24 protein-coding genes and 1 riboswitch are annotated in these 20644 nt (G+C 54.2%); of the genes, 18 read left to right on the forward strand and 6 right to left on the reverse strand.

What is annotated here, in order from left to right; translation table 11 throughout:
- The first annotated feature begins 135 nt into the window (after window positions 1-135).
- Window positions 136-441, forward strand: a complete 306-nt coding sequence (locus tag MNU25_RS10145) for a CC/Se motif family (seleno)protein (RefSeq protein WP_240984954.1) — start codon at window positions 136-138, stop codon at window positions 439-441.
- A gap of 177 nt (window positions 442-618) precedes the next feature.
- Here MNU25_RS10145 and MNU25_RS10150 read toward each other — a convergent pair whose 3' ends face one another.
- Window positions 619-1374, reverse strand: a complete 756-nt coding sequence (locus MNU25_RS10150) for an MBL fold metallo-hydrolase (protein ID WP_420838684.1) — start codon at window positions 1372-1374, stop codon at window positions 619-621.
- A 286-nt stretch (window positions 1375-1660) separates the two neighbouring features.
- Between MNU25_RS10150 and MNU25_RS10155 the strand changes: the two genes are divergently transcribed.
- A complete protein-coding gene (locus MNU25_RS10155; protein ID WP_240984956.1) occupies window positions 1661-2008 on the forward strand; it encodes a DUF1540 domain-containing protein in 348 nt (115 codons plus the stop codon).
- A gap of 43 nt (window positions 2009-2051) precedes the next feature.
- On the opposite strand, the gene MNU25_RS10160 is transcribed toward MNU25_RS10155, so the two are convergent.
- Entirely contained in the window at window positions 2052-2240 is a 189-nt protein-coding gene (locus MNU25_RS10160; protein ID WP_240984957.1) for a hypothetical protein, read from the reverse strand.
- Window positions 2241-2524: 284 nt separating this feature from the next.
- On the opposite strand from MNU25_RS10160, the gene MNU25_RS10165 reads away from it, so the two are divergent.
- A complete protein-coding gene (locus MNU25_RS10165; protein ID WP_240984958.1) occupies window positions 2525-3754 on the forward strand; it encodes a M48 family metallopeptidase in 1230 nt (409 codons plus the stop codon).
- A gap of 1029 nt (window positions 3755-4783) precedes the next feature.
- Here the strand turns inward: MNU25_RS10165 and MNU25_RS10170 are convergent.
- The gene (locus MNU25_RS10170) at window positions 4784-5113 is read right to left on the reverse strand and encodes a DUF190 domain-containing protein (RefSeq protein ID WP_240984959.1); all 330 of its coding nucleotides are present in this window, start codon (window positions 5111-5113) and stop codon (window positions 4784-4786) included.
- Between the two features lie 36 nt (window positions 5114-5149).
- Window positions 5150-5524 carry a fluoride efflux transporter CrcB gene (crcB, locus tag MNU25_RS10175; RefSeq protein ID WP_240984960.1) on the reverse strand — a complete coding sequence of 125 codons (375 nt, stop codon included), beginning with the start codon at window positions 5522-5524 and terminating at the stop codon, window positions 5150-5152.
- Window positions 5525-6305: 781 nt separating this feature from the next.
- On the opposite strand from crcB, the gene MNU25_RS10180 reads away from it, so the two are divergent.
- From MNU25_RS10180 to MNU25_RS10235, 12 genes are all read left to right on the forward strand, one after another.
- On the forward strand, window positions 6306-7448 hold the full coding sequence (locus MNU25_RS10180) for an MFS transporter (RefSeq protein ID WP_240984961.1): 1143 nt from the start codon (window positions 6306-6308) through the stop codon (window positions 7446-7448).
- A gap of 165 nt (window positions 7449-7613) precedes the next feature.
- On the forward strand, window positions 7614-8951 hold the full coding sequence (locus MNU25_RS10185) for a tetratricopeptide repeat protein (protein WP_240984962.1): 1338 nt from the start codon (window positions 7614-7616) through the stop codon (window positions 8949-8951).
- Between the two features lie 315 nt (window positions 8952-9266).
- A riboswitch (cyclic di-GMP riboswitch) is annotated at window positions 9267-9354 on the forward strand.
- Window positions 9355-9420: 66 nt separating this feature from the next.
- Window positions 9421-9726, forward strand: coding sequence for a hypothetical protein (locus tag MNU25_RS10190; protein WP_240984963.1), 306 nt, complete (start codon window positions 9421-9423; stop codon window positions 9724-9726).
- 308 nt (window positions 9727-10034) lie between these two features.
- Window positions 10035-10250: a 4Fe-4S dicluster domain-containing protein gene (locus tag MNU25_RS10195; RefSeq protein ID WP_240984964.1), complete on the forward strand. Its 216-nt coding sequence runs from the start codon at window positions 10035-10037 to the stop codon at window positions 10248-10250.
- Window positions 10243-11361 carry a 2-oxoacid:acceptor oxidoreductase subunit alpha gene (locus MNU25_RS10200; RefSeq protein WP_240984965.1) on the forward strand — a complete coding sequence of 373 codons (1119 nt, stop codon included), beginning with the start codon at window positions 10243-10245 and terminating at the stop codon, window positions 11359-11361. Before MNU25_RS10195 ends, MNU25_RS10200 begins: the two co-directional genes overlap by 8 nt.
- A complete protein-coding gene (locus tag MNU25_RS10205; RefSeq protein ID WP_240984966.1) occupies window positions 11361-12167 on the forward strand; it encodes a 2-oxoacid:ferredoxin oxidoreductase subunit beta in 807 nt (268 codons plus the stop codon). The genes MNU25_RS10200 and MNU25_RS10205 overlap by 1 nt, the downstream gene beginning before the upstream one ends.
- On the forward strand, window positions 12167-12733 hold the full coding sequence (locus MNU25_RS10210; RefSeq protein WP_240984967.1) for a 2-oxoacid:acceptor oxidoreductase family protein: 567 nt from the start codon (window positions 12167-12169) through the stop codon (window positions 12731-12733). Before MNU25_RS10205 ends, MNU25_RS10210 begins: the two co-directional genes overlap by 1 nt.
- The gene (locus tag MNU25_RS10215) at window positions 12723-14300 is read left to right on the forward strand and encodes a HEAT repeat domain-containing protein (RefSeq protein WP_240984968.1); all 1578 of its coding nucleotides are present in this window, start codon (window positions 12723-12725) and stop codon (window positions 14298-14300) included. Before MNU25_RS10210 ends, MNU25_RS10215 begins: the two co-directional genes overlap by 11 nt.
- A 66-nt stretch (window positions 14301-14366) precedes the next feature.
- A complete protein-coding gene (gene sucC / locus MNU25_RS10220; protein WP_240984969.1) occupies window positions 14367-15482 on the forward strand; it encodes an ADP-forming succinate--CoA ligase subunit beta in 1116 nt (371 codons plus the stop codon).
- Between the two features lie 144 nt (window positions 15483-15626).
- On the forward strand, window positions 15627-16556 hold the full coding sequence (gene sucD, locus MNU25_RS10225) for a succinate--CoA ligase subunit alpha (protein WP_240984970.1): 930 nt from the start codon (window positions 15627-15629) through the stop codon (window positions 16554-16556).
- Entirely contained in the window at window positions 16498-17274 is a 777-nt protein-coding gene (locus MNU25_RS10230; RefSeq protein ID WP_240984971.1) for a sensor histidine kinase, read from the forward strand. The genes sucD and MNU25_RS10230 overlap by 59 nt, the downstream gene beginning before the upstream one ends.
- Entirely contained in the window at window positions 17261-18025 is a 765-nt protein-coding gene (locus tag MNU25_RS10235) for a LytR/AlgR family response regulator transcription factor (RefSeq protein ID WP_240984972.1), read from the forward strand. Before MNU25_RS10230 ends, MNU25_RS10235 begins: the two co-directional genes overlap by 14 nt.
- On the opposite strand, the gene MNU25_RS10240 is transcribed toward MNU25_RS10235, so the two are convergent.
- The gene (locus MNU25_RS10240; RefSeq protein WP_240984973.1) at window positions 18016-18333 is read right to left on the reverse strand and encodes a hypothetical protein; all 318 of its coding nucleotides are present in this window, start codon (window positions 18331-18333) and stop codon (window positions 18016-18018) included. The two genes, MNU25_RS10235 and MNU25_RS10240, sit on opposite strands and share 10 nt — an antisense overlap.
- Here MNU25_RS10240 and MNU25_RS20520 point away from each other — a divergent pair.
- Window positions 18294-18587 (forward strand): zinc ribbon domain-containing protein, encoded by a 294-nt coding sequence (locus tag MNU25_RS20520; RefSeq protein WP_372503669.1) that lies wholly within the window; start codon window positions 18294-18296, stop codon window positions 18585-18587. The genes MNU25_RS10240 and MNU25_RS20520 overlap by 40 nt on opposite strands.
- Before the next feature lie 794 nt (window positions 18588-19381).
- Window positions 19382-19753 carry a hypothetical protein gene (locus MNU25_RS20785; RefSeq protein WP_240984974.1) on the forward strand — a complete coding sequence of 124 codons (372 nt, stop codon included), beginning with the start codon at window positions 19382-19384 and terminating at the stop codon, window positions 19751-19753.
- 189 nt (window positions 19754-19942) lie between these two features.
- Here MNU25_RS20785 and MNU25_RS10250 read toward each other — a convergent pair whose 3' ends face one another.
- Window positions 19943-20188 (reverse strand): hypothetical protein, encoded by a 246-nt coding sequence (locus MNU25_RS10250; RefSeq protein WP_240984975.1) that lies wholly within the window; start codon window positions 20186-20188, stop codon window positions 19943-19945.
- Between the two features lie 114 nt (window positions 20189-20302).
- On the opposite strand from MNU25_RS10250, the gene MNU25_RS10255 reads away from it, so the two are divergent.
- Window positions 20303-20626: a DUF5320 domain-containing protein gene (locus tag MNU25_RS10255; RefSeq protein WP_240984976.1), complete on the forward strand. Its 324-nt coding sequence runs from the start codon at window positions 20303-20305 to the stop codon at window positions 20624-20626.
- Window positions 20627-20644 lie beyond the last annotated feature (18 nt).

Below are 20644 nucleotides of genomic sequence, written 5' to 3' on the forward strand. Positions count from 1 at the left end.
ATTGAGGTAAAACCTTGGAGGCAGGGGAAGTGGGTTTGCCCCGGACGGGGTGGGGAAAAACTTGGAGATTTTATCCGAAACCTGGCACCTTGGCCCCCTTGTCAGGGCTCAAAGAGTATCGGGAGGTGAGAAAGGATGTGGACGATTTCGCCTGAAGCGCTGGTCTATCTCCGGAAGAACGGGTCCGCATGCTTAACAGTGGACCAGCCGCTGATAGTGGACGGATGCTGCCTGCAAATATCGGAACCGCCTGCGGTGTATTTGGGGGAACCCAAACCCACGCCGGGCAAAAAGAGAACCCCGGGGTCGTACACTACCCTCGAGGTACACGGGATCAAGCTCCACGTCCCTTCCCATTTGAGCCGCCTGGATCTCGTTATTGATCTTACGCGCTTTTTCCGGAGAGAGAAGCTGGTGGTTGAGGGTTGGAACCTGGTCTAGACTCTAGACTAGGGCTTCGGGAAGCCGGCGCGGAATGTCTGGAATGTGGCATGGTGCTTCCGGAAGCAGAAGTCCCACGCCCGGATAAAACTTGAGAGCCGCTCGGCCCGATGGGGCTGCAGCGGCTCTTTTGCAGGTGCTTCAGTGTGTGCTCGGTTTAACTTTAGTTGAACGAGTTCACTTTCCGGGCGCGGAAAATTCTAAGACGACGACCTCTTGAGTTTGGGGCAGAGAAGCCCTGCTGATTTCCAGAGTTTTAGCCTTTTTCACTTGGGTAAAATGTTGAAGAAAATCATCGACCCCGGCGATGGGGAGAGTGACAGCCTCATCAGGCTTATAGTGCATAGGTAAAATGACTTTGGGATTAAGCTGCTGCACGGTCTCATAGGCTTGGCCGGCGTCAATGGTGTAGAACCCGCCTACCGGGACACAGACGATGTCCACCGTTCCTATGCCCTCGCGCTGTTCCGGTGTGAGCAGGTGACCGAGGTCGCCCAGGTGAACGACGCTGACTCCATCCAGGGTAAAGGAAAAAACTGTGTTCTGACCGCGTTTTGCCCCTCGTTCAGCGTCATGGAAAGTGGCTGTCCCTTTAAAGGTCAAGCCGGCCGCCGTTTGCCGACCGGGGCCTTCGATGACTTGGGGTTTGCCCGGAAGTACTTGAACGGCGTCATGATCAAAATGATGGTGACTGATTGTGACGACGTCCGTCTCCGCCTTGGGGGTGGGATAACCCACGCTTTGGTCAAAAGGGTCTGTCAGGACGCTCACGCCTTCTTGGCCTACAAATAAGAAGCACGAATGTCCAAGCCAGCGAATTTCCAACGCTCTCACCTCATTTTTTGAAATCCCGTCCTTATTTATTATATAACAAGCGGGAGAGTATGCAAGTCTGCGGTAAGGCGGGACTTCTGAGCATCTGAATCTCCCCATGGCCAAATCCGGCTAAAGCCAGGGGCATGCGGCTAAGCCTCTTGGTCAAAAGTGTAGTGCATAGGATCCGAGGATCCGTGGGTACACAAGTAAAGTATAACTTCAGCTTACGCCCCGATGACTCCACCGGATCAATCGGGGCAGTGGAACATTTCTTTGCGGAGTTTTACCTCCTGCGAAGAGAGGTTGCGGCCCGCAAGCATAAATCCCGCGTGAAAGGCAAAACCTAGCAGCAGGATTTTGTGTTCCCAAAGTCTGAATGATTAAGGAGAAAGGTTGGAAGAAAATGAGCAATTTGAAATGTGAGGCCGTCCGCTGCGCTTATAATACGGATCGGTTTTGCAGTGCCAACGAAATCGAAGTTCAGGGCGGCAACACCCTGAGGGGGCGCTCCACCTACTGCGGCACGTTTGACGAACGGGATCAAGTGGGCGGTATGAAAGAAATGAGCCAATTGAGCCAATCGGATCTGAGCGATCTGGCCGGTACGGGTTTGGATCCGGTCGTCGCCTGCAACGCCGAAAACTGCCGGTATAACCATGACCGTTATTGTCAGGCCGAAGGTATAAACATAACCAGCGCGGTGGCGTCCACGGCCGAACAGACGGAATGCCAGACCTTTGCGCCGCGCTGAACCCGGTCACCGGGTTGGTAAGGTTAGAGGCGCATCTCTGCTCTTAAGGGATGCGCCAAGTTTTGGTGTCACGCATAGCGATTAACACTGCCTTCAAGAAGATTTCGCCATAATCAGGACTGTCTGCCGTGCTTGTTTTAGCAACAGGAAACTTCTCGCCAATTCCGGGAATATTTTCGTGTCGCCATGCTGAATTAGATATGTTTTCTTGTCCGATATCGTCTCCCGCCACTCGTTATCCTTCCCCTTTGATCCAGTCGTTGATTATCTCATTTGTCTTTTGCAAAGTTTGTCGTTATCTGGAGACGGATCAGGACTTTTTCCCTGCCGGAGACGGTCGAGCCAGGGCAAGCTAGGCAACGAATCGTGAGGAGGTGCACATATGTGATTTAACTAAGCTTGCGCTTTGCCCCGAGTACTGTTAAAATTAGGAAAGGGAAAATTTCCTGGAAAGGCGAGTGTCGCTCCCTGACATGAAAGACAGGCCAGATGACGATTTCGAGAGGGGAAGAGAAAATGGAGCGAGGGGCATCGGCGCAAAATGTTTTTTGGCTGGGGCTGATGGTTATTGCGGGGATCTTTGCTGTTCTGTACCTCAGGAGTTCAGTCTTCCCGGGACCGATTGATCCGGCAGTTCTTAAGTATTTTTCCCCGCAGTTGGTCAAGAACGGCCGGGCCTACAGCCAAGTACCCCGGATTTTGTACATTGTGGGCTTTCTTCTTCAGGCCGGATTTTTGGTTTGGTTTGTCTTCGGCGGTTGTGCCCGGCGCTGGCAGGATTGGTTAATGGCGCGCACGGGCCAGAATTACTGGGGCAGCGTCTTTTTATTTTTTCTTACGGTGTGGTTGGTCCTGACTTTGCTGAACCTGCCGCTGACCTTTTACAACAGTTACGTCTGGCAGCACCGTTGGGGTTTTTCGACAGAATCCCTGCCTGCCTGGTGGTCAGATTATTTCAAGAGCACCGCCCTGGATTTCCTCTTGTCCGCGGCCGCGGTTCTTATCGTGTTCTGGGTACTCAACCGCTGGCCGAGGACCTGGTGGCTCTTCGGGGCGATCCTGTTCGGTCTCTGGCTGATTGTTCAGGACGTTCTCTGGCCGGTCGTCGTCGCGCCCCTATTTAACCACTTTCGTCCCGTTGACAATCCGGCCATTACCGGCATGGTGCATGATCTCTCGCTCAAATCCGGTGTTCCCGTCAAGGACGTACTGGTCATGGATGCCAGCCGGCGTACGACGAAAGTCAACGCTTACTTTACAGGCCTGGGTAAAACCAAGCGCATTGTCCTATATGATACCCTTTTGAAATTTCCCTTGGATGAGATCAGGGCGGTTGTGGCGCACGAAATGGGGCACTGGCAGAAGAGGCATGTCTTGATCGGTACCGTGCTAGGCATTCTGGGTGGTTTCATCGCTTGGCGCCTGCTGGCTTTTGCCCTTCACCCGTGGTATACGGGTGCGGGGCGGGCTGCGCCCCAGGTTTGGGCCGTTATTCAGCTTTTTTTCCTCTTGGCGCTGTTTGTCACAAACCCGGTGCAGAACGCCATCTCGCGGGAGATGGAACGGCAAGCCGACCAAGTGTCCCTTCAGCTCACCCAGGACCCGCAGGCGGAGGTCCGTTTGCAGATTGACCTGGCCAAGCAGAACCTGACTGACTTTTCCCCGCCGCCTTTCATTGTCTGGTTCGGCTATAGCCATCCTACTCCTCTGCAGAGGATTAAGGCCATGCAGGGAGCAGGAAAGTGAACCCGTTGAACTAAAGTTGAACATCGAGCAACGGGGGGACCACTCCCACTTGTAGAAGTGGGAGTCTCACGGGTGGATGAAGAAATGAAAGTAAACGGATGAAAATGAAGGGGTAAAGTGATAAAAAGACCAAGGTAAAGGGATGAAGGCGGGGATGAAGGCAGCGAAGCAGGGATAGAGATCTAAGGCGAAAGGTCAGGGGATGATTTTTTTAAGCACAAATATCCCCGCCTTGCGTGCCAGGGGCAGGCCTACCCGCTTCAAGAGAGGTATTCCCACATGTTGGGCCAAGGGCGGTCCGAGGCGTTTGGCGAGGGGCGGGCCCAAGCGGCGGGCCACAGGAGGTCCAAACCGGCGTAACAACGGCGGTCCATATTGCTTCGCAAGGTAGAGACCGGCTTCCTGCCAGGTGGAGCCGCCGGTCAGCAGACTTTCGAGAGAGGGCTGCCCAGAGGGGCTTGACGGAAGTACTTCTTCAACCGGCGCGGGAGAAAGTTTGGCGGCTTTTGGCTCGGGCGGGAGGAACCGGGGAAGCATGCGGGACAAATGGCCGCGGGGTCCGGAGTCAGGGGGAAGAAAAGGAAGGGGAAGAGGCCAGGGCAGGGATGGCGCTTGAGATAAACCCTGGTGTGGGGCGGTAGAGAGCGGCGCGGGAGATGTTCCCGACTTAAGCGGAGTCTGCGGTGCTTCCCGGGGATTTGTGAACTGAGGTTTGGGATTGGCGGTTGAGAGCGCCTGGGAATTCGAGGCCGGTTGGGCGTCAGAAGCTGAGGCCGGCCGGAAAGAAGCGGCCGGAGGCTGCAGGGGACGCATTCTTCCGGGCAGGACGCTTAAGGGCAGCGTGCCGGGTTTTATTCCGGGCTCGTAAGCAAAGGCTGGCATGAACACCCCTCCCCAGGTGAAAGATGGGTTATCTGCCATATTTTATGTTAAACACGGGGGAGGGGTGACGGAATACCGTGTTTGCCGGGAGCCTCCTGCCTGTAGGGGTAGCGGTTGAATAGGAGTAGTGGGCGAACCGGTACGCCGTCAGTCTTTTCCCTGTTTATGAATTTGCACATCTGTGCTGAAGACCAGGCCTTTGGGAACTATCCTGCATATTTCGGGAAGGATGGCCTCGATTTTCTCGTTGCGGTCCACGACCTCAAGTACGATGGGCAGATCCGAAGACAGTTCCAATAACCGGGCAGTGTGTAAGATGTTGTCTTTCCCGTAGCCCTCAATCCCCCGCGAAGCCGTAGCTCCGCTGATGCCCTTTTCTTTAAGCCAGCGAATCAAGTATTGATAGAGCGGTTTATCCCGATAACGTTCGCTTTCCCCCACATAGATTTTTAGGAGTTTTCCTTGCAGTGCCATCATTAACCCTCTCCTTTCCATAAATTGAGTTACGGCGGTTCAGATGAGCCTGGCCAGGCCGACGCCTAAGGCAGTGCCGACAAAACCGACGGCAATGCTCAGTACAGTATATAGGGCAGCTGTGAAAAAACTTCCGTTTTCCAATAGGGTGATCACCTCAAAACTGAAAGTGGAGAAGGTCGTGTAGGCACCGATGAACCCAATGCCGATGCCGAGTCGCATGGCGGGGCTGACTGTCAGGCGTTCGATGAACAAAACATTGAGGAAACCCAGCAGAAAAGCCCCGCTGATGTTGATGATAAAGGTTCCCAGGGGGAAGCTCTGGTTCCAGCGGTTGCTGACAAATAGGCCCAGCCCATAGCGCGACACGGCGCCCAGCGCTCCCCCCAAAGCGATGGCCAAGATGTTTAACATTTCTCTTTAAACCTCCTAAAATCCTTTTCCTTTTCTCTCTCTGAGTTTTAAAATTTGATCTAGCTACAACCAAAATAGTTATAACCAAAACGGCCAACAGGATTGGGAGTGAACTCGTTCAGCTAAAGCTGAACATCACGATAGTGTCCTGTGGACACTATCGCCGAACCGCAAGCTTTCAACGAATACTTGTGCGGTGAGGATGACTTTGGTGACGAAAGTCTCCAGTGAAGAGTTTCGCCGAAGCCGCCTATCCCAAAATTACACTCCGCGGCGAAGGCGTCATTGTCCGGTGGACAATGACGGCCGAAGGCTGAGTCTACACCCACCGAAGCGGGGTACGCGGGACCCACTCCCACTTGTAGAAGCGAGAGTCTTACGCCTTGGATAAAATAAGATTGAGAACGAAAAAGGATTGAGAACGAAAAAGGATTGAGAACGAAAAAGGATTGGGAACGAAAAGGCTCCTACTGTACTGAGACAGTAGGAGCCATCAGCCTTTGCCGGCACTAAGCGAGCCCCATCGCTAGGGATATATTACCAAAAGCAGCGTGCTCCGGTGTCATGAGCTCCGGCCGCGGCCAGACGCCGCAGGCGGATTCCGGCACAATAGGGGATTTCAGCACAAGAGGCGGATTCCCGTACAAAATTATAACCGGACCTGCGGAGAATAGCAAGGAGCCGCGAGCACTCACTCGTAATATTGCCTAAAGGGTCAAAATTGAACTCGAAATGGCAAAAGGTGCCAGTAAGAGTGGAACCGGAAGAAAGGTGAAAAGTTGTGTACAACATCGTCGTATTAGGCATAGTAAGTCTCCTCACGGACGTCAGCACGGAAATGGTCTATCCTTTGCTGCCGGTCTTTCTCACCGCCACCTTGGGCGCCAGTCCGGCCATCCTCGGCGTGATCGAAGGAATGGCGGAAAGTTTAGCCAGCTTGTTAAGGGTCTTTTCCGGTTACATCGGGGATCAGACTAAACGCAAGAAGGAACTTACAATTGCGGGATACGGAAGTTCAACCCTGGGCAAGGTATTTCTCTTTTTTGCCGGTTCTTGGGGTATGGTTTTGCTGGCTCGCTTGGTCGACCGGTTGGGCAAAGGTATCCGAACGGCTCCCCGTGATGCCCTGATCGCGGATTCGGCTCAGGCGGCCGGACGGGGACGGGCTTTTGGGCTGCATAGGGCTATGGATACTTTCGGGGCGGCGGCGGGGGTCGCGATATCCTACCTGCTGTTAACGAAGACATCCTCCGTAAACGACGCCGTATCCTTTAAGCGAATCTTTCTTCTTTCCATGATTCCCGCTCTGCTGGGGGTATTAGCTCTTTTTTGGCTGCATCCGGCGAAGAAGGCAAAGACAAGTACGAGTTTCACCTTCTCCTGGAGTCATTTGGACAGTCGGCTCAGGGCTTTCTTGGTCCTGGCTTTTGTCTTCGCGCTCGGGAATTCATCCAACCAGTTTCTGCTCCTCCGGGCCAGCCGCTTGGGGGCCGGCCTCCCTATGGTTGTTCTCATGTATTTGGTGTACAACCTGAGTTACGGTCTCCTGTCATACCCTGGCGGGTACATCTCGGATAAATTGCTGCCCAAAAGAATTCTGGTGATGGGCTACCTGATTTATGGCGTGGTCTATTTTGCTTTTGCCCGGGTCACGCGAATTTCCAGCCTCTGGCTTCTCTTTACTGTCTACGGTTTTTATACCGCGTTCACACATGGAGTGGAGAAAGCGTTACTGGCTGATATTGCTCCCGTAAATTTGCGGGGGACGGTGCTGGGTCTCCATGCGGCCATAGTAGGGGTCGCTTTACTTCCCGCGTCTCTTTTGGCGGGTTTTCTTTGGAATACGTTCGGTGCGCCGGCGCCTTTTTTGTTCGGCAGTGCTATGGGTTTCGCCGCCGCCATAGGCCTTCTGATCATTTTGTAATGTGCCGCATATCGAGATTCCCGTCTGATTTGTGACCAAAGTCCCTGCCCCCGAGGCAGGGATTTTCTTATCTATTATGGAAAATATGGAAGCAGTGAAGTTGTGTGTTTCTTTTTTGGAGTGCATAATCCAGCGCGTAGTGAGAACACAGGAGGTAGGGCTGTCATGTCAAATCTTCTGGGGGACTACTTGGCAGGCAAAGGATTGTCGCAGGCGGAGATAGCTAGGCGCGCCGGAGTGAGCAAAAGTTATCTGTCCATGATCGCCCATGGTCAGAGGCGGTCTCTGAATCCCCTGATCGTTGAAAGACTTGCCCGAGAACTGGGTCTGGCGCCCCCAGAATTGAAAAGCCTTCTCGGCCACGGTTCTGAGACTCAGCCCGCCCGGTCCGGGGTTTACCCTGGGACGGGGAACGACGGGCCCGGGCAGAGCGGCTTGGCGCTCTTCTACCAGGCTTTGGAACAGGGTTTGCGCGCTGAACATGCCAACAACCGGAATGAGTTGGAAAGGGTCTGCCGGGTAATTGCCGGAATGGATCAAGGGCTGGTGCCCCTTAGGCGGAACTTCCTCTGCTGGCATGAGGCTCTGGAATTGGCTTGGCAGAACCGTTTTGAGCAGTCTCTGGCAGTTCTGAGGGCAGCTGTCGGGTTCAAACCCACATCTCCCTTGGAAAGGCGGTTTAAGGCCAAGATCATCGGAGACATCGGGGCAGTTCTGGTGGCTCGGGGCTGTTACAAGGAGGCGTTGAAGAGCCTGAGGTTAAGTCTGATTCTTTGGGATGAGGGAGAGCAGGGAGCGGTGGTGAACCTTAACCTAGGCACACTCTTCCGGAGAACGGACAACTTCGCGGATGCCGTCGAAGCCTATGAAAAGGCGGTTTTGATGGGTTCCCCCTCGCTGAAACTGCTGGCGTATGCCGGACTGGGCCAGGTCAGCCTGGACCAAGGGGGTCTGGGTCAGGCACGGAAATATCTGCTGAAAGGGTATGCACTGTCCAGAAGCCTGAAGGATGCCCCTCAGCGGGCCGACATCTTGTGCAACCTTGGAAAATACTACAAGGAAGCAGGTAAACAGAGCCGGGCCGTATACCTGTTAAGCAAAGGTTTGGAAATTGCCTCCGTTGACGGTAACACCAGGACAAAACTTTATCTCTTGGCCGAATTGGCGGATATCTATCTGGTTAACGGCCGCCTTAAGCAGGCCGATCGAATCTTGGCCCGGATTGAAGAAGATGCCGCCGCGGACGGGGGAGATGTTCTCCTGGCGGGGCTCTGCCTGACAGCCCTGGCCAAGAAGGGACTCTGCCTGGGTCAAATTCAACAGTCCCTGCTCGTACTCAACAGATGTTACCGGGCTTTGTCCAAGTTTGCCCCCACTGCCGAATTTGAGACCTGTTGCGACCTTCTGCGGCAAGCACATGTTCGCTTGAGAAAACCGCAAGAAGCCGCATTTTTTGCCGGCGAAGTGAGGCGCGCCCGGAAGGCGCTCAAACGCCGGACTTAGTGAACGCCGGAATTTCGACTGAATCTGCGTTGTCCGCTTCTGAAAATTCGCTATTATAATACAAATATAGAAAGGGGGTGAGGCAAATGTTCACGCGGGGAAAGAGCGGGGCATTCGGCTGGGTTTTAGAGCTCCTGACTCTCGTCTTCCTGGTGACTCCGGCGATAGATCCGATTAAGCTGATCCATTTCTTTGGCTGACGCTTACTCAATGACGAGGGTATGGGGCGGTGAAAAACCGGGTTCGGCCGCGAAACAGAGCTGAATGCCCGCAAGGCGCAAGAAACAATACCGGGGTTTCATATGGGAACAATAGTTGTATTAAAGGCAAATCCATCGAAAGGTGGAGACGCAAAGCATAGGGTCTAAGGTGCCGCCGGCACTATGACAGCCTGGCTGCTACACTATCGGCAATCAGACCTGCCCGTTCCGGAGCCGGGTCTGATTTGTCTCTCAGGGAGGTGAAACCAGTGCTGGACTTCTATACGTACTCGTCGCTCGACTCATTGACGGGAGCAGTCACAGCAACACTTCTCGTGGTAGAGTTTCTTAAGAACTTGGGGCCCTTCCGGCACCTGCCCACCCGCTGGCTGGTCCTGATGGTTGCTGAAGGCATCGTCACAGGGACCGGTATCTTTGCGGGTCACTTTACTTTATCCGGTATTCCGCTTTGTCTGCTCAACGGTTTGTTGGTAGCCGCCAGTGCGGCCGGCGGCTGGCATGTCGTTTCCGGCAACCTCTTCGGCGGCGGGCGAAGACACCATGGGGTAAGGTAAGTGCACAAACGCAACTTCGGCTTCCGCCTTCGCTGATTGCTCCACCGGAGCCAGCACGGCGCCAGCCGAAGTTTTTTTGTGAAGCCGCCGGCCGCCGGATGTTCCCTATACGGTTAAGGATTTGCCGTGAAGGCGCTGACCGAGCGTTAGCCGAGCCGCCGGTCTGTTTTTTTCAGTGCCGGTTTTGGCCGGGTTAAGCGGAATTTTGGCTAATTCATGGTCCCAATGAAGACGGCGGTTCAAGCAGCTTCTATAATAAAATTGAAGGAGCAACAAAGAAGGAGCAAGAAAAGGGAGATGGCATAACATTGGTCAGAGTAACGGAAAATACTCAGGTAATAGTCAACCATGATTGGTGTAAAAAATGCGGCATTTGCCTTGCCTTCTGTCCCAAACGAGTGTTGGAGAGTGACGAACTGGGGCGGGTCGTGGTGGCGAAACCAGAGGAATGTATCGCTTGTAGAATATGTGAACGGCTCTGCCCGGATTTCGCGATTAACATTGAGGTGAGCAAAGATGAGTAATGCCCGGTTGATGCAGGGGAATGAGGCTTGCGCCGAAGGGGCGCTGGCGGCGGGGGTACGCTTTTTTGCCGGGTACCCAATCACCCCGTCCACGGAAATTGCGGAGATCATGGCGGAGAAACTCCCCCTCCTGGGGGGAACTTTTATCCAAATGGAAGATGAGATCGGCAGTATGGCCGCGGTGATCGGGGCTTCCCTCACGGGAGCGAAAGCCTTGACAGCCACCAGCGGTCCGGGTTTTTCCCTCAAACAGGAAAATATCGGTTTCGCCATTGCCACCGAAGTGCCCTGTGTCGTCGTCGACGTGCAAAGGGCCGGTCCCAGCACCGGACTGCCCACCTCCCCGGCTCAGGCGGATGTCATGCAAGCCAGGTGGGGAACTCATGGGGACCACCCGGCCATCGTTTTATCACCCGCCTCGGTTCAGGAATGCTATGAGCTGACCGTTCAAGCGTTCAATTTTGCCGAAGAATTCCGCACGGCCGTTATTATGCTCATGGATGAAGTGATTGGCCACCTGCGGGAAAAGGTGGAACTGAGGGAGAACCTTGCCGTTGTTGACCGGAAAAAGCCCTCTGTGCCTCCGGACCGCTACATCCCGTATGTGAACGACGAAAGCCGGATTCCGGCCATGGCCAACTTCGGTGAGGGCTATCGTTACCATGTCACTGGGTTAACCCACGGAGAGAACGGACTTCCCACAGGTAAGCCGGAAGTTGCGGGCAAATTTTTACAGAGGCTGACCCATAAACTCGACCCCTACCTCGACCGTATTCAACGCTGGGAAGAGGTGGAACTTTCGGATGCCGAGCTGGTCATAGTGGCTTACGGCTGCACGGCTCGTCCGGTCCGTGAGGCGCTCGGGGCCGCCCGCCGTGAAGGACTGAAAGTGGGCCTATTCCGGCCGATTACCATCTGGCCCTTTCCCTCCGGCGAAATTGCCAAGCTGGGAGGACGGAAGTTTCTCGTTCCGGAGATGAACAGCGGACAGCTGGTGGGTGAAGTGGAGCGCATTTTCGGGCCGAAAAATATCCACCGTTATAACCGGATCGACGGGGAACTTATCACCCCGGGTGAAATCCTAGAAAAAATCCGGGAGGTCATGGCGTAATGTTCAGCGAGATTTCCGAGTATTTCCGGACGGAAGCCCTTCCTCATATCTGGTGCCCCGGCTGCGGGATCGGGACCGTCATGCAGGCTTTGGTTCGGGCCATTAAGACACTTCAGCTTGATCAAAATAATATTGTCGTCGTTTCAGGTATCGGCTGTTCCTCCCGTATGACAGGTTACTTGGATTTTAACACTCTGCATAGTACTCACGGGCGGGCCCTGGCTTTCGCCACCGGTATTAAGGCTGCCAAACCCGAACTCGACGTCTTCGTCGTTATGGGTGATGGGGATGCGGCGGCCATCGGAGGGAACCATTTTATCCACGCGGCCCGTCGTAATATCGATTTAACCGTCATCGTTATCAATAACAGTATTTACGGGATGACCGGGGGTCAGAGTTCACCTCTCACACCTCATGACAAGAGGGCGACCACTTCACCTTACGGCAATCTGGAGAGGCCCCTGCAGCTTCTGGCTGTGGCCGAGGCGGCCGGGGCCACTTACGGCGCCAGAGCGACCGCCTATCATAACCAGCTCCTGACAAAAGTGATCATTGACGCCTATAATAATCCCGGTTTTTCTGTAGTTGAAGCGGTTTCTCAATGTCCGGTTTCCTACGGAAGAAGAAATAAATTCAAGACCCCGGCGGATATGCTCCGTTGGCAGAAGGAGCATGGGATCATGAAAGGCCGCCAAGAGATTGGGGACGAGGAATTTTTGATCGGGGAAATCTTTAGAGCTCAGGCTGCGGAATATACCCGGGAATACGAAAAACTGCGTCAACGGCTGCAAGGGGGGGAACGCTAATGTCTGGCGAACAAGTTTTACTCTCGGGAACGGGAGGACAGGGGCTGATCCTGGCTGCTATAATGCTTGCGGAAGCGGCTGTCTTGGCCGGGCACAATGTCGTCCAGTCTCAGAGCTACGGGCCGGAAGCCCGGGGCGGGGCCAGCAAAGCCGAAGTGATTATCAGTGACGAGAAGATTTACTATCCCAAAGTGCAGACCCCCGGTCTGGTTCTGGCTATGAGCCAGGAAGCTTACAGGAAATACGGCTTAAATCTGGATGAGGCAGCGATCCTTGTCGTAGACAGCACTTATGTACTGGAAGTGAAGCCAAGGCAGAAGAACTTCTACGCTTTGCCGATTACGCGCCTGACCCGGAGTGAACTGGGCGGTGAACAAAGCGCCAATGTCATGGCTTTGGGTGTGGTAGCGGCCTTGGGAAATTTGCTGACCCGGGAACAAGTGACTCAAGCGGTCTTAAACCGGGCCCCTAAGGGAACGGCCAAGCGTAATCTTAAGGCCTTGGAAATCGGCTGGCAGCTGGGTAGGGAAGCCGAACTTCCGGCGGGTAATAGGAATGCCGGCTGACAGGGGAGAGCAGGTGAGTCCGCGCCAGGGTGAACCCGTACGCTCAACACCGGAGCAATCAGACGTGGCGCAGGCATCATTCAGCCTACCCCCGGGAGGGACCGCGGGCACATCACCGGACCCGGCAGACGTGGCTCAGGTGTTGGGTTCGGTCTTGCTGGAAGAGTGGGGAGGTCCGCGCAGCCCCCTGGCGCTTTCCTATATCCAGGATGTCATTATTCCGGATCTTGTGCACTGTTTGGTTCGAAATGCCGACCTCTGGCAGAATCCGACCTTTGCAGAAATTGTCGCTTGGAAATTTAAATCCCAATATGCGTTCCCTCAAGCGGTGGCTGGCAGTCTAACCTCGGATCTCCTGACAGCCGTGCTCAGGATGGGCCGTCCGGCCCAAAACAACAACCGATGGGAACCTTGGCGCCGGATTTTGCGCGCCAACGTGGCAGGAAAATCTCTCTTAGATGTCGAAAAAGAAGAGGGTTATCCTTTGGCTTATTCAAATCTGCTCCTCCTGCGCCTGAGCAAGCTGCGCAAATATCTGGGCCAAAGCGGAGCCGGTTACCGGGATTGTTTGGAACACCCGGAACTCCGGGAATGCGGGCCCGAGCAGCTTCGCTTTCTTTATAAGTTTCAGGAAGCGATGACGACTGAACCGCTGTACAGAGAGAAGTTGATTCTGGAACAGGTGAGCGTGGACTTGGGAGGATCCCTTCCGGTTTCCGCTTTGGCGGATCTTCTAAAGACAGTGCAGGCCGGGGAAGAGAGAGCGGACGAGGCCGCTCTAATATCTGTTCTAATATCTGTTCCGGAGGAAAGAATAGGTGTAGTTTACGAGACGGAGTACGGCGCGGGAAACGCCCCCGGCCGAGACCGTCTCTCCGCTGTCATCGCGGGACTGATAAAATTAGAGCTTCTTGAGCGCTGCCCGTCCGGTGGGCTCAGACTCACGGACACTGGTGCCGCGGTTATCGCGCCCTTTTTAATTCCCGAACTGCTGGAGCAGCTTCACGCCGTCCGCGGGAACAGGGAGGAGGCACGAAGGATGCTTCTGCGGTTAAATCCCGGCGTCCTCCTCCCGCTCCTGCGGGAGGTGAGGCGGGGATTTCCCGAAGATATCGTTTGGGGGGTTTTTGAGGCCGTATACCAAGAGTCCGACCGGCGGATTGACTTATTCGTTATCGAGTCCGCGGCGGAATATGAGCGGGCCGCGGCTTTACTGCTCAAGGCACTGCAAGCGGAGGACAGTTTGGTCCGGGCTCAAGCCTGTCGGGGTTTGGGGCGCTGGACGGTTTTACGAAAGCGGGGGCAAAAGACGCGGACGCCGGAAGCGGAGGAGAAGTGGTCGAGCGGCAAGGGAGGCGGGATGCCGAAGAAGCCGGAAATCGTTCTGGCCTTGGTGCGGACCTTGGCCGACCCGGTGGCTCAGGTACGGGAAGAGGCGGCTCAGGCCTTGGGGAATATCGGATCGCCCGAAGGACTGCAGGCTCTGGCTAAGGTTGCGGAGGATTTCTATGAAAGTCCGAACGTCAGGGGACGGGCGCGGGAGGCCTTGCGCCGGATTGTAAACTGAAAGACGGACTCCGAGTCCCCGTGCGAAACCTCCTAACCCGATAGTCAACGAAGGGAGATGAAGCTCGTGAAAATGTTTGAGTACATGGGGAAAGAACTTTTTGGACAGTATGGACTTCCCATACCCAGGGGAAAAATGGTGACAACTCCGGAGGCTGCGGCCGCGGCGGCTCGTGAAATCGGCGGTTCGGTCGTGGTCAAGTCCCAGGTTCTCTCCGGGAAGCGAGGAAAGTCGGGGGGAATCAAGTTTGCAGATAATCCGGAAGAAGCGAAAGCAACGGCCGGGGAGCTTCTCGGCCTCACCATCCAGGGCCTCCGGGTTGAAGCACTCCTGGTGGAAGAAAAACTGAAAATTGACAAAGAACTGTATATCTCCCTGGCTATTGACGGAGCGGCCAAGCAACCGGTCCTGATCGCTTCGGCTCAGGGCGGGATGGAAATAGAGGAAGTTTCCGAAGAGCACCTTGTCAAAACGCATATTGATCCCGAATTGGGCATGCAGGATTTTATAGCCCGCGAGGTGGTCAGAAGGATGGGCGTTCCGCGTACGAGTCCGCACCATCAGGAGTTGGTCAAGCTCATCAAAACCTTATACAAAATCTTCACGGAAAAAGACGCCGAGCTGGTCGAAATCAATCCGCTCGTTTTCAGCGGGGACAGGGTGATCGCCGCTGACGCCAAAGTGACCGTCGACGAGGAGGCGCTCTATCGCCAGCCGGGTCTGCTCCAAGTGACGGAGAGAACGTCTGCGGAAGAGGCGGCTCACGCTTTGGGTCTCTCCTTTGTCGAATTGGACGGTGACATAGGAGTTATGGCCAACGGGGCGGGTATTACGATGGCCACCTTGGATACGCTGGCTTTTTACGGGGGAAAAGCGGCCAATTTCTTGGATGCCGGAGGCGGCACGGGGGAGGAAGGGACGGCCAAAGCTTTGGAGCTCATCCTCTCGCGCAACCCCAAGTCCATTTTCATTAACATCTTTGGGGGCATTACCCGCTGTGATGATGTGGCCAGGGCTTTCGCCTCGGTTAAGAAGAAGCGTGGGATTCCGGTTCCGGTAGTGGTGCGCCTGGTGGGAACAAATCAGGAACAAGGCCGGGCTATTCTGCGGGAAGTTGGCATCGAGGCCTATGATTTCATGCAGGATGCGGCCCAAAAGGCCGTTGAGCTGGCCCGGTCGTGAGGCGGGTCCGGACCAGTGGCGGCGTTGGCCATCAGGGTAGTGCCCTAACAGGCGGCTGTGCGAACGGAACAGCCGCTGACGGCGGTAAAGGCAGGATCAGGGAGCCGGCCGAAGGGTTGTGGCATAGGAAAGGGGGAACTTTCATTGGCGATTATTGTTGACGAACACACCAACGTTGTCGTCCAGGGCATCAGCGGCAAACAGGGGCTTTTTCACACGCGGCAAATGCTGGAATATGGCACTCGGATTGTGGCGGGTACCTCTGCCAGCAAAGCCGGCAGCATTCTGGAGGGAGTACCGGTATATGAGAGCGTCGGGGCGGCCTGTGAACGGCATCGCATTGATGCTTCCGTTATTTTTATACCGGCCGCCGGGGCTAAAGACGCGGCCCTGGAGGCGCTGGAAGCCGGGGTCAAGGTGGTTGCCGTGATTACGGAACATGTTCCGGTGCATGATGAGATGGCGATTGTCGCCTATGCCGAACGCCGGGGTGCCACGCTTATCGGACCCAATACCTTTGGTATTGTGTCTTCCGGCAAAAGCAAACTGGGCATTCCGCCTAACCGGTTTTTTGTCCCGGGACCGGTGGGTGTCGTAGCGCGGTCCGGTACTTTATCTTATGAAATCGTGGGCAACTTAACGGCCGCGGGTATCGGTCAATCCACCGTGGTCGGGATGGGCGGAGACCGGGTGGTCGGTTTAACTTTTGTGGACGTTTTGCGGAAGTTCGAAGAGGACCCGCTGACCGAGGCTGTCGTTCTGATTGGCGAAATCGGAGGCAACGCGGAAGAAGAAGCGGCGGAGTATATCAAGGGGATGAAGAAACCGGTGGTGGCTTACCTGGCCGGAAAAAGCGCGCCTCCCGGGAAACGGATGGGACACGCGGGCGCCATTATTGAACGGGGGAAGGGGACTTACGAGGGGAAAGTGCAAGCCCTGACAGCCGCGGGAGTGAAAGTGGCGAGTGTTCCCTGGGAAGTCACAGAGTTGTTGCGACAGAAAGGAAGAGCTTCGAGTGGCGGCAGAGAAGGGAGATTTTCGAGCGGCCTCTCAGCACAACGGGAAAGAGCCTGAAGTCTCGCCGGAGCAAAAGGCGAAGTGGGAGGAACAACAGCTTTTATTGTTACAGACGGAATACCGGATGCTGAGAGCCCAAGTCAATCCCCATTTCTTTTTCAATACCTTGAGTACGATTCAGGCTTTGATTCCCTCGGATCCGGACAAGGCGGTCACCCTGATCAAGAATTTGGCCAGCTTTTTTCGCAAGACCCTTAATCCGGATCAAGAGATTGTTACGCTCAAGGAAGAGTTGGAAACCGTCAGGAATTATATCCAAATTGAAAAAGTACGTTTCGGCGATCGGATCAATCTCGTGGAGGCACTTCCGGCGGAGTTGTTGGCCTGCAAGATGCCCGTCTTTTCTCTGCAAATCCTAGTGGAGAATGCCATACACCACGGTCTTAGTCTAAAAAAAGGCAACGGTAGGATCCGGGTATCCGGCTGGATAGAGGGAGACAGCTGGTACCTTAATGTCGAGGACGACGGGGTCGGCATGTCTGAGACAAGGCTGGAAGAGGTAAGACAAGGCGAGGCGGTTCGCTCTGCCCGGGGAACCGGAATCGGACTCTTTAACGTCCGACGACGCGTCCAGACACTCTACGGGGATGAGTACGGGCTGAAAATACAAAGTGAGTGGCACAAAGGAACCTCTGTCACCGTGAGATTTCCGCTAATTCCTCGAAAATGCCGAGAAGAAAGGGGTGGAGAGAGAGGCGGCCATGAAGAGACTTAGAGCGCTGATCGCCGATGACGAGGAAATCATGGGTGAGGCCTTGGCGCAGCTGCTGCGGCAAATGCCTGACATCGAGGTGAGTGGGGTCTGTCATGACGGGGATGAGGCCCTGGACTTGATTGGGAAAACGAAACCGGATATTGCCTTTCTCGACATTCGTATGCCCGGACTTACCGGGATTGAGGTTGCTGAAATTCTGAAACGGAAAGAGGACTCACCAGCGGTTGTTTTTGTCACAGCTTATGACGAGTTTGCCCTCAAAGGCTATGAAGTCGACGCCTTGGATTACATTCTAAAGCCGTTTGAGCGGGCCGACATTGAGCGCGTACTGCGTAAAATCAGGAAACACCGATTGCGCCGTCTCCCGGATGTTCCGGAAACGGGATTTGAAGCAGCGCCGCCGTTGAACGCACATCCTGAGAAGTTTTGTGCCTATGACGGGGAGACCATGATCATTCTTGACAGCCAGACTATCCGGCTCTTCTACGCTGAGGGCGGAGAGGTGTTTCTGCTTACGGAGTCCGGGGAAAGGTTTATGTTGAAACAGACCCTGCAGGAGATTGAGCAGAAACTAGACGACCGGCGGTTCTTCCGCTGCCATCGCAACTACATCGTCAATATGGATTTTGTCAAAAAAATTACCCCGGGGTTTAACCGGGGCTATCTCCTCACCCTGCAGGGGGAAAAATCTGTCGAGGTGCCTGTAAGCCGCGCCCACACTAAAGCCTTGGAACAGTATATCTACTTTTGATTTTTTGAATCCGGGAAGCCGACATAGGCATCCATACAATAGCGGGAGTAATATTCGTAAGGCATCCAAAAATACCCTTTAAATTCCGGCGGGAGTTTGATGCCCCAATCGGCTCCCCACTGATTCAGAACAAGAACCAGTTGTTTGGCGGGATCGTAACCGATCGCGTTGACTGCGTGTCCGCCGAGTTCCCGTGAATCGGGAGCGGGCATCGGCAATAAGCCCGTCTGTGCGACTACGGCCGACTCAAGTTCACTAAAGACGGTGAATCCGAACAAGACGGGATGCCCGTTATACAAGCCAAGCATGCCCCCGTTGCGAGCATACGAGCAAGAACAACCGGCCGGGAAAGGGACTGCTCTTCACCCGCGAAGCTTGCGGTTATACGCAGCATGCTGACTTGGTAGGCGGACGTAATGTAAGGCTTAGAACGTTGGTCGCCCGGCAGGACCGGACGATTACGGGGCGCGTTTCAACCGTCCCTGATGTGGATTCCAATGATATTGGGCCGGACCCGGTGGAGGAAAGCCGCAATCTTCTGACTTTAGTCAGGGGTAGTTGAATGACGGTATGCTCCAGTTTGCGTTCTTCGTAATTTTGATGCTTTGGCGTCCCACGACATAACCGATAAGGCCTTGCTGTTCGGTGATCCCTGCACGACGGCCGGCAGTAGCAGAAACAAAGAAGGAACCGGAAGCGGTTCCTTCTTAATTACCACAGATTCATCCTTTTCCACGCCATACCCTTTCCCTGATCCGGGTTTGCAAACGTTTTCTCCCCCTTCAAGCCCTAGAATGACTGGAATCCCTTCATGCATATGTCTTTTCAGGTCTTGGATGATCGGGCGGCCACCGAGGTATCAATTCTCTCCAATAAGCCTTTTTGATGCTTGGCGAAATCTTTGATCCATGGTACTTTCGAGGGTAGTGCCGGTTGATGAAACTGCGATTTTCATAGAATTATCTTTCTTTCTCTATTTTGGTTATTAGCGTATGCCATAAGCAATCCTAGCCTTATATTGAACAAATGTCAATAATATTATTCGGAAAAATATGTACTTCAGCTCCTAGCCGGAGATTGTCCTTTCGAATCGAGGCCATTCTGTCATTCTTAAATCGCGGTAAATTATTTCCGAAGATAGTTATTGACATAAGTCTGAAACAAGGCTAGAATCAGTTATAGGCATATGCTAATAACAAAAGAAGGAAAGATTCGAAGTGAGGAGACGACTGTGGGGGTTCAGTGGGTGTGGGTGTCAGTGGGTTGGGCGTAAGGCGATGCGTCGTATTCGCTCAAGTAAACGGGTAACAGCGGAGACACTTGCAACGATTAGCTGGCAGAGAGGCGGTATCAAAAGTGAATTGTGAAAGATGTGGAGCTTCTCTGAACGAAGGAGAAGTTTACAATTACCGTGGAAAAGCGCTTTGTGAGGATTGCTATGTCGGAGCTTTGCAGCCTCCTAAATCCTGTGATGTGGCGGCTGTACATTTGGCCCAAAAGCATCGGGAGCATTTGGGCGAGACAGGTACGCAGGGACTTACGGAGCTTCAAAAAGATATCTACGACTATATAAAAGGAGTGGGCAAGTCGACAAGACAGGAGCTCATGAGGCATTTTAACGTGCCGGATTGGGAACTGGAAAAACAACTTGCAATTTTGCGACACTGCGAATTGCTGAAAGGAAGAAAAGAGGGAGACAAGGTTTTCATAGTTCTGTTTAATACTTAAAGCGGAAGCGAGAGAGTCATTCAGAGGGTCGGGCTGCGTGTGGCAGGGTTACACCTAGGAGGTCTGGATAAAAAAGCTGATCAGGAGTCAAAGGTTATTGACATATGGTCGAAATGAGCTTAGAATGAGTTATGGGCATATGCCAAGAACAAGTTCCGCGAAGTAGTAGTCATTTTGACGAGAGAAGGGTTATGTGTTATGCCAAATAGAGACAGAATCGGGCCTCGGAATCAAGGCGGCGGACAGGGTCAAGGTATGGGAAGAGGTATGGGCCAAGGCATGGGGAAAGGCATGGGTCAAGGTATGGGAAGAGGTATGGGCCAAGGCATGGGCCAAGGTATGGGCCAAGGAAAAGGGGGGCTTGGCAGCAACAGTTTCGGCGCGGGTCCTGCCGGAGATTGTATCTGCCCGCAATGCGGGACGAAAGTATCTCATCAGTTAGGCAGTCCGTGCAGGTCTTTGAAATGTCCTCAGTGTGGGACAGTCATGATCAGAGGATAACCTTGGGTGGCTTGTATGCGCACAACAAGCAGAGAGGAGGTGATAAGCATGCCAGGAGGAGATGGAACGGGTCCAATGGGAATGGGGCCGCTCACAGGCAGAAGGGCCGGATTTTGCTCAGGCTTTGCGACATCGGGTTTCCTCAGTCCCCTGCCGGGTTACGGGAGGAACTTTGGCAGAGGACGGGGCTTCAGAATGAGCCGTTTTTCTGGTCTGCCCGGTTGGGCGGGCACAGGATTCTCTGCCTTGGGCGGAGCCTATGCAGGCCAGGGAAACGAGCAGGAGATTCTGGGCAAACAGGCCGAGCTCCTAGAGAAACAGCTGCAGTGGGTGAAACAGCAGTTGGCAAAGGTGGAGGCCAAGGCCGAATAAGGCGAATACCTACCTAAG

The organism is Acididesulfobacillus acetoxydans (assembly GCF_902729405.1).
GTDB classification, from domain to species: domain Bacteria; phylum Bacillota; class Desulfitobacteriia; order Desulfitobacteriales; family Desulfitobacteriaceae; genus Acididesulfobacillus; species Acididesulfobacillus acetoxydans.

Coding starts and splice junctions, on each gene's coding strand:
- MNU25_RS10145 (WP_240984954.1), top strand. CDS start 136: ATGTGGACGATTTCGCCTGAAGCGCTGGTCTATCTCCGGAAGAACGGG.
- MNU25_RS10150 (WP_420838684.1), bottom strand. CDS start 1,374: ATGGGGAGATTCAGATGCTCAGAAGTCCCGCCTTACCGCAGACTTGCA.
- MNU25_RS10155 (WP_240984956.1), top strand. CDS start 1,661: ATGAGCAATTTGAAATGTGAGGCCGTCCGCTGCGCTTATAATACGGAT.
- MNU25_RS10165 (WP_240984958.1), top strand. CDS start 2,525: ATGGAGCGAGGGGCATCGGCGCAAAATGTTTTTTGGCTGGGGCTGATG.
- MNU25_RS10170 (WP_240984959.1), bottom strand. CDS start 5,113: ATGATGGCACTGCAAGGAAAACTCCTAAAAATCTATGTGGGGGAAAGC.
- crcB (WP_240984960.1), bottom strand. CDS start 5,524: ATGTTAAACATCTTGGCCATCGCTTTGGGGGGAGCGCTGGGCGCCGTG.
- MNU25_RS10185 (WP_240984962.1), top strand. CDS start 7,614: ATGTCAAATCTTCTGGGGGACTACTTGGCAGGCAAAGGATTGTCGCAG.
- MNU25_RS10200 (WP_240984965.1), top strand. CDS start 10,243: ATGAGTAATGCCCGGTTGATGCAGGGGAATGAGGCTTGCGCCGAAGGG.
- MNU25_RS10205 (WP_240984966.1), top strand. CDS start 11,361: ATGTTCAGCGAGATTTCCGAGTATTTCCGGACGGAAGCCCTTCCTCAT.
- MNU25_RS10210 (WP_240984967.1), top strand. CDS start 12,167: ATGTCTGGCGAACAAGTTTTACTCTCGGGAACGGGAGGACAGGGGCTG.
- MNU25_RS10215 (WP_240984968.1), top strand. CDS start 12,723: ATGCCGGCTGACAGGGGAGAGCAGGTGAGTCCGCGCCAGGGTGAACCC.
- MNU25_RS10235 (WP_240984972.1), top strand. CDS start 17,261: ATGAAGAGACTTAGAGCGCTGATCGCCGATGACGAGGAAATCATGGGT.
- MNU25_RS10240 (WP_240984973.1), bottom strand. CDS start 18,333: ATGCTTGGCTTGTATAACGGGCATCCCGTCTTGTTCGGATTCACCGTC.
- MNU25_RS10250 (WP_240984975.1), bottom strand. CDS start 20,188: ATGAGATACTTTCGTCCCGCATTGCGGGCAGATACAATCTCCGGCAGG.
- MNU25_RS10255 (WP_240984976.1), top strand. CDS start 20,303: ATGCCAGGAGGAGATGGAACGGGTCCAATGGGAATGGGGCCGCTCACA.